This is a genomic window from Providencia sp. PROV129 (genome assembly GCF_028482245.1).
Classification (GTDB): Bacteria; Pseudomonadota; Gammaproteobacteria; order Enterobacterales; family Enterobacteriaceae; genus Providencia; species Providencia vermicola.
In genome coordinates this window covers 16,810-28,923 of record NZ_JAMPQD010000024.1, presented here as the reverse complement: position 1 = coordinate 28,923, position 12,114 = coordinate 16,810, and the positions used below count along the sequence as shown (strand labels likewise).

General features: G+C 43.8%; 9 protein-coding genes. All 9 read left to right on the top strand.

Features of this window, described 5'->3' with window-relative positions; all coding sequences use genetic code 11:
• Positions 1–5 precede the first annotated feature (5 nt).
• The 9 genes from rseP (at position 6) to dnaE (ending at position 12,112) form a co-directional block, all read left to right on the top strand.
• Positions 6–1,358, top strand: a complete 1,353-nt coding sequence (gene rseP / locus PSF27_RS17295; RefSeq protein ID WP_206083753.1) for a sigma E protease regulator RseP — start codon at positions 6–8, stop codon at positions 1,356–1,358.
• Positions 1,359–1,399: 41 nt separating this feature from the next.
• A complete protein-coding gene (gene bamA, locus PSF27_RS17290) occupies positions 1,400–3,814 on the top strand; it encodes an outer membrane protein assembly factor BamA (RefSeq protein ID WP_272681924.1) in 2,415 nt (804 codons plus the stop codon).
• An 89-nt stretch (positions 3,815–3,903) separates the two neighbouring features.
• Complete coding sequence (gene skp, locus PSF27_RS17285) at positions 3,904–4,398, top strand: molecular chaperone Skp (protein ID WP_206083755.1); 495 nt, start codon at positions 3,904–3,906, stop codon at positions 4,396–4,398.
• Positions 4,399–4,401: 3 nt separating this feature from the next.
• Positions 4,402–5,439, top strand: coding sequence for a UDP-3-O-(3-hydroxymyristoyl)glucosamine N-acyltransferase (gene lpxD, locus PSF27_RS17280; RefSeq protein WP_206083756.1), 1,038 nt, complete (start codon positions 4,402–4,404; stop codon positions 5,437–5,439).
• Between the two features lie 129 nt (positions 5,440–5,568).
• Positions 5,569–6,021 carry a 3-hydroxyacyl-ACP dehydratase FabZ gene (gene fabZ / locus PSF27_RS17275; protein WP_047756012.1) on the top strand — a complete coding sequence of 151 codons (453 nt, stop codon included), beginning with the start codon at positions 5,569–5,571 and terminating at the stop codon, positions 6,019–6,021.
• A 1-nt stretch (position 6,022) separates the two neighbouring features.
• Positions 6,023–6,820 carry an acyl-ACP--UDP-N-acetylglucosamine O-acyltransferase gene (gene lpxA, locus PSF27_RS17270; RefSeq protein WP_206083757.1) on the top strand — a complete coding sequence of 266 codons (798 nt, stop codon included), beginning with the start codon at positions 6,023–6,025 and terminating at the stop codon, positions 6,818–6,820.
• A gap of 53 nt (positions 6,821–6,873) precedes the next feature.
• Complete coding sequence (lpxB, locus tag PSF27_RS17265; protein WP_272681923.1) at positions 6,874–8,025, top strand: lipid-A-disaccharide synthase; 1,152 nt, start codon at positions 6,874–6,876, stop codon at positions 8,023–8,025.
• Positions 8,025–8,618, top strand: coding sequence for a ribonuclease HII (gene rnhB, locus PSF27_RS17260; RefSeq protein WP_206083758.1), 594 nt, complete (start codon positions 8,025–8,027; stop codon positions 8,616–8,618). The genes lpxB and rnhB overlap by 1 nt, the downstream gene beginning before the upstream one ends.
• 11 nt (positions 8,619–8,629) lie before the next feature.
• Positions 8,630–12,112 carry a DNA polymerase III subunit alpha gene (gene dnaE / locus PSF27_RS17255; protein ID WP_272681922.1) on the top strand — a complete coding sequence of 1,161 codons (3,483 nt, stop codon included), beginning with the start codon at positions 8,630–8,632 and terminating at the stop codon, positions 12,110–12,112.
• Positions 12,113–12,114 lie beyond the last annotated feature (2 nt).

Sequence of the window (12,114 nt, the reverse complement as noted above, 5' to 3'; positions counted from 1 at the left end):
GATAAATGGGATTTATTTGGAGCTTAGCGGCATTTATTATTGCAATTGGTGTGCTGATAACCGTACACGAATTTGGCCATTATTGGGTTGCACGTCGCTGTGGCGTTTATGTTGAGCGTTTCTCCATTGGCTTTGGTAAAACGTTGTGGCGTAAAGTAGATAAACACGGTACTGAGTTTGTCCTTGCGTTAATCCCGCTGGGCGGTTATGTCAAAATGTTGGATGAACGTGTTGGTGACGTTTCTCCTGAACGCCGACATGAAGCATTTAACAATAAAACGGTAGGGCAACGTGCGGCAATTATTAGTGCTGGCCCAATTGCGAACTTTTTGTTAGCTATTGTTGTCTACTGGATAGTCTTTATGATTGGTGTTCCTTCTGTTAAGCCAGTTATTGAGGATATAAAACCTGGTTCGATTGCAGCAGTTGCGAATTTTGAACCCAAAATGGAACTAAAATCCATTGATGGTATCGAAACACCTGATTGGAATTCGGCGCGCTTAGCATTAGTTGGCAAAATAGGTGATCGCGAGTTAACTGCGCAAGTGTTGCCACAAGGGTATAGTGAACCCATAACCAAAACAGTTGATTTAACTGACTGGAAATTTGATCCTGAAAAGCAAGATCCGATTTTGTCACTGGGTATTATGCCAGTTTCAGTCAGAATTGACCCTGTGATTCAAAAAGTAACAGCGGGTCAAGCTGGTGAACGCGCGGGCTTAATTCCAGGCGATAGAATTGTGAGTGTTAACGGTGAGGAACTTGGGTATTGGAATCCTGTGACTCGAATTATTCGTATGAATCCGGGAACACCGTTAAAATTAGAAATTGAACGTTCTTCACAACGTATTTCACTCACCTTAACGCCAGACAGCCAAGATGGGCAGCGTGGTGAGAAAATTGGATTTGCGGGGGTGGAACTTTCAGTGTTACCGTTGGCAGATGAATATAAAATGGTTCAGCAATACGGGCCATTTTCTGCGTTTTACCAAGCAAGTGATAAAACGTGGCAGTTGATGAAGCTAACGGTCAACATGATGGGTAAATTAGTTGTTGGGGATGTCAAACTCAATAACTTAAGCGGTCCGATATCTATCGCGAAAGGAGCGGGGGTATCAGCCGAATCAGGCTTGGTATATTATTTGATGTTTATTGCGCTTATTAGCGTGAATTTAGGTATCATCAATCTGTTTCCATTGCCTGTTTTAGATGGGGGGCATTTGCTCTTCTTATTAATTGAAAAAATTAAGGGAAGTCCAGTGTCTGAGCGAGTACAAGACTTTAGTTTTCGGATAGGTGCAATGGCATTGATTCTGTTAATGGGACTTGCACTTTTTAATGATTTCTCTCGCTTCTAATTTTGTAAGCTGGGGACCAGTAAGGAATACGCATAACAACGATGGCGATGAAAAAGTTGCTCATAGCGTCGCTGCTTCTAGGCAGCGCCACTGCATACGGTTCAGACGGATTCGTAGTTAAAGACATTCGTTTCGAAGGTCTACAACGCGTCGCCGTTGGTGCAGCATTATTGAACATGCCAGTTAGGGTTGGTGATTCGATTGATAACGACGATATCAGTCGTTCGATTCGTTCACTATTTTCAACGGGTAACTTCGAAGATGTTAGGGTCCTGCGTGATGGAAACACGCTGATCGTTCAAGTTAAAGAGCGGCCAACCATCGCAAGCATCACGTTTACAGGTAATAAATCTGTTAAAGACGATATGCTCAAGCAGAACTTGGAGGCTTCAAATATTCGCGTAGGTGAGGCACTTGACCGCACGACAATCGCGAATATTGAAAAAGGCTTAGAAGACTTTTACTACAGTGTGGGTAAATACAACGCGACAGTGAAAGCCGTTGTGACGCCATTACCGCGTAATCGTGTGGATTTAAAATTTGTATTCTCCGAAGGTGTTTCTGCGCAAATTCAGCAGATTAACATTGTGGGGAACAAAAACTACACGACTGCTGAATTGGTTAACAAGCTGCAATTACGTGATGATGTCCCATGGTGGAACCTTGCGGCTGACCAAAAATATCAGAAGCAAAAACTGGCAGGTGATTTAGAAACGCTGCGCAGTTTCTATCTTGATCGCGGTTATGCACGCTTTAATATTGACTCAACACAAGTCAGTCTGACCCCAGACAAAAAAGGTATTTACATCACGATTAACATTACTGAAGGCGACCAGTACAAAATTTCTGGCGTTGAAATTAATGGTAATACGGCTGAACATTTAAATGAAATCAAAGAGCTGATCACAATTACACCAGGTGAGTTATACAATGGTGCGCAAGTGACGCGGATGGAAAACCAGATCAAAGAATTGTTTGGTCGTTATGGTTATGCCTATCCACGAGTGATGACTCAGCCTGAAATTAACGACACCGATAAAACAGTTAAATTACATCTGAACATTGATGCAGGTAACCGTTTCTACGTTCGTGAAATTCGTTTCCAAGGTAATGACACCAGTAAAGATACTGTCCTACGTCGCGAAATGCGTCAAATGGAAGGAGCATGGCTGGGGAATGACCTTGTCGAGCTTGGTAAAGAACGTCTGAATCGTACAGGGTATTTTGAAACTGTTGATGTTGAAACTCAGCGTGTGCCAGGCAGCCCTGATCAAGTTGATGTTATCTATAAAGTTAAAGAACGTAATACAGGCTCGATGAACTTCGGTATCGGTTTTGGTACAGAAAGTGGCGTGAGCTTCCAAGTCGGTGTTACACAGGATAACTGGTTAGGTACAGGTAACGCGGTTGGTATCAACGCAAGTAAAAATGACTATTCAACTAACGTTGAGTTCTCCTTTACTGACCCTTACTTCACTGTTAATGGTGTGAGCTTGGGTGGTCGTATTTTCTATAACGACTTTAGCGCGAAAGATGCTGACCTGTCTGGCTATAACAACAAAACGTATGGCTTAGATAGTTTCTTAAGCTTCCCATTCAATGAAAATAACTCTTTCCGTGTGGGAGCGGGTTATGTTCATAACAAACTATCTGATATGCGTGCGCAAGCTGCGATGTGGGATTACCTTGATTCTATGGGTAAAAATCCACCAATCACAGAAAATGGCCGTAATAAAGAAAGTTTTGATGCGGATGACTTTACGCTTAACTTAGGCTGGACATACAACTCGTTAAACCGTGGTTTCTTCCCAACTTCAGGTAATAAAACGAATGTCTCTGGTAAAGTGACTGTTCCTGGCTCCGATAACGAATACTATAAACTGCGCTTTGATACCGCCCAATACTACCCATTGAATGAAGATGAAACGTGGGTGGTTCTAGGCCGTGCTCAAGCGGGATATGGTGATGGTATCGGCAGCAAGCAAATGCCATTCTATGAAAACTTCTATGCGGGTGGTTCAAGCACTCTCCGTGGCTTCCGTTCGAATAATATTGGTCCAAAAGCTGTTTATCTGAAGAAAGTTAACGGAAAAGATGGCCCTGAGCCAGGAAGCCCATCGAGTGATGCAGTAGGTGGTAACGCCATGTATGCAGCATCATTTGAGTTAATTACCCCTACACCGTTCCTCGATGAGAAATATTCGAACTCGGTTCGTACCTCTCTTTTCGTTGATGCGGGTACGGTATGGGACACTAATTGGAATAGTATTCCTGCTGCTTGGCGTGCAGGTATGCCTGACTATGGTAAGGCAAGTAACGTCCGTGCTTCTGCGGGTGTGGCTTTACAGTGGATGTCCCCACTTGGACCACTGGTCTTCTCTTATGCGCAGCCGATTAAGGACTACGAAGGGGATAAATCAGAACAGTTCCAATTTAATATTGGTAGAACGTGGTAATCTATTCCTGTTTCTATCTATGAAGGCTCCCATAATTTTATGGGGGCAACCAAAATTTCCAACCATACATATGGGCTAAGGAGTTTAGTGTGAAAAAATTGTTGTGTGCAGCGGGTGTGAGTATTGCTTTAGCAATGTCTGCGGGGGCTTATGCTGAAAAAATCGCTATCGTAAACGTTGGTGAAATTTTCCAAAATATGCCTGCGCGTGAAGCCGTTGCTAAACAGCTTGAAAGCGAATTCAAAAGCCGTGCAACTGAATTGCAGAATTTGGAAAAAGACCTGCAATCGCGCGTAGAAAAACTGCGTCGCGATGGTGCTACCATGAAGCAAAGCGAGCGCGAAAAGCTTGAATCCGAACTCATGACTAAACGTGACACTTTTGCTGAAAAAGCGCAGAAATTTGAAGAAGACAACCGTCGTCGTCAAGGTGAAGAGCGTAATAAGATTTTAACTCGTATTCAGGACTCTATTAAGTCTGTTGCCGCTAAAGAAGGCTACGATGTCGTTATCGATGCAAACGCAGTTGCGTATGCAAAAGATAGCATCGACATCACGAGTCAGGTTCAAAAACAGGTTAAATAATAGATGTCTTCAATTCGATTGGCTGACCTTGCTCAGCAGTTGAATGCACAATTACATGGTGATGGCGATACCGTCATCACCAGTATTGCGCCTATGCATTCAGCGAATAATCAACAGATAACTTTTTTATCTGATAGCCGTTACAGCGATAAATTGGCCGATTGCCAAGCTGCCGCGGTGGTCCTCACAGCAAAAGATCTCGAATCCTGCAAAGTAGCAGCACTGGTTGTTGATAACCCGTACTTAGCCTATGCACGGATGGCTCAAATCATGGATACCACGCCAAGCCCGGCAGAAGATATTCATGCATCCGCAGTGATTGCAAGTGATGCAACACTCGGTAAAAATATTGCAATTGGCGCAAATGCCGTTATCGAAAGTGGTGTTGTACTGGGTGATAACGTGGTGATTGGCGCAGGTTGCTTTGTGGGTAAAAACACGCGTATTGGGGCAGGCACCCGTTTATGGGCAAATGTCAGCGTTTACCACAATATTGAAATTGGCGAACACTGCTTAGTGCAATCTGGTACTGTGATCGGGTCAGATGGCTTTGGCTATGCAAATGATCGCGGTAATTGGATCAAAATCCCGCAATTAGGCACAGTGATCATCGGCGATCGCGTTGAGATCGGCGCAAGTACAACAATTGACCGGGGCGCACTCGACAATACAGTGATAGGTAATGGGGTTATTATCGATAACCAGTGCCAAATTGCACATAATGTCATTATTGGTGATAATACCGCAGTTGCTGGTGGTGTAATTATGGCTGGCAGCTTAAAAATCGGTCGTTACTGTATGATTGGTGGCGCGAGTGTGATCAATGGCCATATGGAAATTTGCGATAAGGTCACAGTAACGGGAATGGGAATGGTCATGCGTCCTATCACTGAACCAGGTGTTTACTCTTCAGGCATCCCTTTACAACCTAATAAAGTTTGGCGTAAAACAGCTGCTTTAGTCTTAAGTATCAATGAGATGAATAAGCGCCTGAAAAATGTTGAACGTGAATTAGATAGCCAAAATCAAAAAAATCAGTAATCATTTTGTAATTCAGGCTAAAATAGTTATCTGAGTTACGTTTTCCGGCCTGCCAGTTAACCTAATTTAAGGTTAAAGCAGGCCGATTCGTTAATAATAATCGTATTAATAGACAGGAAGAGTATTTCGATGAGTGATAATCATACTCTGAATATTGAAGAAATTTTAGAGCTCCTTCCACACCGTTACCCATTCCTTTTGGTTGACCGTGTATTGGATTTTGAAGAAGGCAAATCTTTGCGTGCAGTTAAAAATGTTTCCTTCAACGAGCCATTTTTCCAAGGGCATTTCCCTGGTAAACCAATTTTCCCTGGTGTTTTAATTTTAGAAGCGATGGCGCAAGCAACGGGTATCCTTGCATTTAAAAGCGTTGGAAAATTAGAGCCAGGTGAACTGTATTATTTTGCAGCGATAGACAATGCACGTTTTAAACGTCCTGTTCTACCTGGGGACCAAATGGTCTTAGAAGTTGAATTTATTAAAGAACGTCGCGGAGTCGCACGTTTTAAAGGCGTTGCAAAAGTTGATGGAGAAGTGGCCTGCGAAGCAGAAATGATGTGCGCCCGTCGCCGTGAGGTCTGATATGATTGACAATACTGCCTATATCCATCCTTCCTCCATTGTTGAAGAGGGTGCGATTATTGGAGCCAATGTGCGTATTGGCCCTTTTTGTTATATTGGCGCGAATGTTGAAATTGGCGAAGGCACTGAGCTGAAATCTCACGTTGTTGTTAATGGCCATACTAAAATTGGCCGCGATAATGTCATTTTCCAGTTTGCTTCAATTGGTGAAATTAACCAAGACTTGAAGTACCAAGGCGAACCAACTCGTGTTGAAATTGGTGATAGAAACCGCATTAGAGAAAGCGTAACGATCCACCGTGGTACCGTCCAAGATACTGGCCTAACAAAAGTGGGTGACGATAACCTATTGATGGTTAACGTGCATATAGCTCACGATTGTATCATTGGTAATCGCTGCATTATTGCAAATAACGGAACCCTTGGTGGCCATGTCACGTTAGGCGATTACGCGATTATAGGTGGCATGACTGCGGTTCATCAATTTTGTAAAATTGGTGCTCATGTTATGGTTGGTGGTTGCTCTGGTGTGGCGCAAGATGTACCTCCTTATGTTATCGCACAAGGTAACCATGCAACACCATTTGGCTTAAACCTTGAAGGTTTAAAACGTCGTGGTTTTGAAAAAGAATCACTTCATGCTATTCGTAATGCATACAAGACGTTGTATCGTTCAGGTAAATCATTAGAAGAAGCACGTGAAGAAATCGCAGAAGCGGCAAAAGTAAACGAACATGTTAAAGTGTTTAGTGATTTCTTAGAAGATTCTGCACAATCTAAGCGTGGTATTATCCGTTAATCACAAGGTAATGTGCTTAACGTGACTAGGCCTTTATTAAGGAGCGAATTTCGGTGATTGATAACCGTCCACTTACTATTGGCCTTGTTGCTGGAGAGACATCTGGTGATATTCTCGGTGCGGGGCTTATTCGTGCACTTAAAGAACAAGTGCCTAATGCGCGCTTTGTTGGTGTGGCAGGTCCGTTGATGCAAGCTGAAGGCTGTGAAGCTTGGTACGAAATGGAAGAATTAGCCGTGATGGGAATTGTTGAAGTTCTCGGCCGGTTACCTCGCTTATTATCCATTCGTAAAGACTTGACCCAGCGTTTTACGCAGTTACAACCCGACATTTTTGTTGGAATTGACGCCCCTGATTTTAACATCACTCTAGAGGGGCGCTTAAAAGCGAAAGGCATTAAAACTATTCATTACGTTAGCCCTTCCGTTTGGGCATGGCGCCAAAAACGCGTATTTAAAATTGGTCGCTCCACTCATTTAGTCTTAGCATTTTTACCCTTCGAAAAAGCGTTTTACGATCGTTTCGATGTACCTTGTCGCTTTATTGGCCACACGATGGCGGATGCGATCCCGTTGAACCCAGATAAACTTGCTGCGCGAGAACGCCTCGGCATTCCCGAAAATGCAAAATGCCTCGCATTATTGCCTGGAAGTCGCCATTCAGAGGTCGAAATGTTGAGTGCCGATTTTTTACAAACGGCGCAAATACTCCAACAACGCTTCCCTGATTTGCACATTGTGGTACCGTTAGTTAATGTAAAACGCCGTCAGCAATTTGATACCATAAAAGCCACTGCTGCGCCTGAATTATCTGTGCATATTTTAGATGGGCAAGCCCGTGATGCGATGATAGCGGCGGATGCTACGCTGTTAGCATCGGGAACCGCAGCCCTAGAGTGCATGCTAACTAAATGTCCTATGGTGGTTGGTTACCGAATGAAACCATTCACTTTTTGGCTTGCTAAGCGCTTAGTCAAAACCCCGTATGTTTCCTTGCCAAATCTGCTTGCTGAAAAAGAAATTGTCAAAGAACTGCTGCAAGAAGAGTGTCAGCCAGAAAAACTGGCGCAGGAACTGCTTCCATTACTGGAAGGGGGGAAGCGAGTTGATGAATTAAAAGAAACTTTTTTACATCTGCATCAACTCATTCGTTGTGATGCAGATAAACAAGCTGCACAAGCAGTACTCGATTTGGTTAGAAATTAATGGAATTTATATATCCTAAAGCCAACTTAATTGCTGGCGTTGATGAAGTCGGACGCGGGCCATTAGTGGGAGCAGTAGTCACCGCTGCGGTGATCCTTGACCCGAATAACCCGATTGCAGGGCTCGCCGACTCTAAAAAAATCAGCGAAAAGAAACGTGAGAAACTGTTCGACGAAATTAAAGAAAAAGCGTTGTGCTGGTGTATTGGTCGTGCAGAACCTGAAGAAATTGATAAAATAAATATATTACATGCGACGATGTTAGCCATGCAGCGTGCCGTTGCAGGGTTATCTATCGTTCCTGAATTTGTTTTAATTGATGGCAATCGCTGCCCTGAACTGCCAATGCCTTCACAGGCGGTGGTCAAAGGCGATAGCCTTGTGCAAGAAATAAGCGCAGCATCCATTTTAGCGAAAGTGGTACGGGATAGGGAGATGGTTGAGCTGGACAAAGCATTTCCAGAATATGGCTTTGCAAAGCATAAAGGCTACCCAACCGCATATCACTTAGAAAAATTGGCGCAGTATGGTGCAACCGAATTCCATCGTAAAAGCTTTGCTCCTGTGAGACGAGCTTTAGACAGTCAAAAATAGGTATTTAATCGATGGCATCACCTCGTTTTATTCATTTGCGTGTGCACAGTGACTACTCAATGATTGATGGGCTCGCTAAAACAGGCCCATTAGTCAAAAAAGTCGCGGCGATGGGCATGCCTGCCTTTGCAATTACGGATTTTACTAACCTTTGTGGGTTAGTCAGATTCTACGGTGCTGCTCATGGTGCAGGGATCAAGCCGATCATCGGCGCTGATTTTTATGTTGAAAGTGAGTTATTAGGCGATGAAATCTCTCACCTAACCGTTCTCGCTCGCAATAATGAAGGGTATCAAAACCTGACTCTGCTGATTTCAGAAGCTTACCAAAAAGGTTATGGTGCAATTGGGCCAACGATTAAGCGTGAGTGGCTAGCAAAGCACAAAGATGGGCTTATTTTGCTCTCTGGTGGGCGTAAAGGGGATGTCGGGCAATTTCTCTTGCGCGGCAACCAAGCTCTTGTAGACGAATGTCTTGAATTTTATGAAACGCATTTTCCAGGTTGTTATTACCTTGAGTTAGTGAGAACAGGCCGCCCCGATGAAGAAAGCTATCTTCATGCTGCCGTCGAATTGGCGACAAAAAAAGGTTTACCCGTCGTTGCGACTAATGACGTCTGCTTTATTGAAAGCAGCGATTTTGATGCCCACGAAATTCGTGTCGCCATCCATGATGGATTTACGCTTGCCGACCCAAAAAGACCAAAAAACTATAGCCCTCAGCAATACTTACGTACAGAAGAAGAAATGTGCGAGCTTTTTGCCGACATTCCTGAAGCATTAGAGAACAGTGTAGAGATTGCTAAGCGTTGTAACGTGACTATTCGTCTTGGTGAATACTTCTTACCACAATTCCCGACAGGGGATATGAAAACCGAAGATTTCTTGGTTATGCGGTCAAAAGAAGGGCTTGAAGAACGCCTTGAATTTTTATTCCCTGACGAAAAAGTGCGTGCAGAGAAACGTCCTGAATATGATGAGCGTCTGGACATTGAACTTAATGTTATTAACCAAATGGGCTTCCCTGGTTACTTCTTGATCGTGATGGAATTTATCCAATGGTCAAAAGATAACGGTGTTCCTGTTGGGCCTGGAAGGGGGTCTGGTGCGGGGTCATTAGTGGCTTATGCCCTTAAAATAACTGATCTTGATCCATTAGAATTTGACTTACTGTTTGAGCGTTTCTTGAATCCTGAGCGGGTTTCAATGCCTGACTTTGACGTCGACTTCTGTATGGAAAAACGTGACCAAGTTATTGATCACGTGGCTCAAATGTATGGTCGTGATGCGGTATCACAAATTATTACCTTCGGTACGATGGCGGCAAAAGCGGTTATTCGTGACGTAGGGCGTGTCCTTGGGCATCCTTATGGCTTTGTGGATAGAATTTCTAAATTAGTTCCTCCTGATCCAGGAATGACATTAGAAAAAGCTTTTGAAGCTGAGCCTCAGCTTCCTGAAATTTACGAAGCAGATGAAGAAGTTAAAGCGTTGATTGATATGGCGCGAAAACTTGAAGGGGTGACTCGAAACGCAGGTAAACACGCTGGTGGTGTGGTTATCGCACCAACAAAAATTACTGATTTTGCCCCACTGTATTGTGATGCAGAAGGGAATAACCCCGTTACACAATTCGACAAAAACGACGTTGAATATGCTGGGTTAGTGAAATTCGACTTCCTTGGTTTACGGACGTTAACGATCATTAACTGGGCGTTAGAGATGATTAACGCTCGTCGAGCTAAGAAAAACTTAGAACCAATTGATATTGCAGCGATCCCATTATACGACCAAAAAAGTTTTGATATGCTGCAACGTTCTGAAACCACGGCGGTGTTCCAGTTAGAATCCCGTGGAATGAAGGACTTAATTAAGCGGTTACGTCCTGACTGCTTTGAGGACATGATCGCTCTGGTCGCGTTATTTCGCCCTGGTCCTTTGCAATCAGGCATGGTAGATAACTTTATCGACCGTAAACATGGCCGTGAAGAGATTTCATACCCTGATGTACAGTGGCAACATGAATCGTTAAAACCTGTTCTTGAGCCAACTTATGGTATTATTTTATACCAAGAGCAAGTTATGCAGATTGCGCAGGTTCTGGCGGGTTATACTCTTGGTGGCGCGGATATGCTGCGCCGAGCCATGGGTAAAAAGAAACCAGAAGAGATGGCGAAGCAGCGCTCTGTTTTTGAAGAAGGCTCAATCAAAAACGGTGTTGATGGCGAACTGTCGATGAAAATCTTTGACTTGGTAGAGAAATTTGCTGGTTATGGGTTTAACAAATCGCATTCCGCAGCATATGCATTGGTTTCTTACCAAACACTGTGGTTAAAAGCACACTATCCTGCTGAATTTATGGCCGCGGTAATGACCGCAGATATGGATAATACAGAAAAAGTCGTTGGTTTAGTTGATGAATGCTGGCGAATGGGCTTGAAGGTATTACCGCCAGATATCAATAGTGGCCTTTATCACTTCCATGTGAATGATGAAGGTGAGATAGTTTACGGAATTGGTGCCATCAAAGGGGTAGGGGAAGGCCCAATTGAAGCCATCGTCGAAGCTCGCCAACAAGGCGGGATTTTCAAAGAAATTTTTGACCTTTGCGCCCGTGTTGATATTAAAAAAATTAACCGCCGCGTGATGGAAAAGTTGATCATGGCAGGGGCGTTTGATCGATTAGGCCCTCACCGTGCGGCTTTGATGTCTTCTCTTGAGGATGCACTTAAAGCCGCTGATCAACATGCGAAAGCTGAAGCGATTGGCCAAGCAGATATGTTTGGGGTATTAGCTGAAGCGCCAGAGCAAGTGGAAAGCTCGTACGCAAGCGTGCCAAAATGGCCAGAACAAGTGGTGTTGGATGGGGAAAGGGAAACCCTAGGCTTATATTTAACAGGCCACCCAATAACGCGATACTTGAGTGAAATAGAACGCTATACTAATGGCCTTAGATTAAAAGATGTGAACCCAACCCCTCGTGGTCAAGTGACAACTGTGGTAGGTTTAGTACTTTCAGCTAAAGTGATTACGACCAAGCGTGGGAATAGAATAGGTATCTGCACGCTTGATGATCGTTCTGGTCGTCTGGATATTATGCTATTTTCAGATGCACTTGATAAATACCAACATATGTTGGAAAAAGACAATATCCTGATAGCCACTGGTCAGGTCAGCTTTGATGATTTCAATGGTGGTAATAAAATGACAGTGCGTGAGTTAATGGACATTAGTGAGGCAAGGGAGAAATATGCACGCGGACTTGCGATTTCACTGTCAGATAAACAAATTAACGATCAATTACTGAACCGGTTGCGCAGTGCGCTTGAACCTCACCGTTCGGGCACTATCCCGGTTCATCTGTATTACCAGAAGGACGATGCCAGAGCCAAGCTTAAATTTGGCGTTGTTTGGCGTGTGACACCCGTGGATCCCCTTCTGAACGATCTTCGAACTCTGCTGGGTAGTGAGCAGGTAGAATTAGAATTTGACTAAAA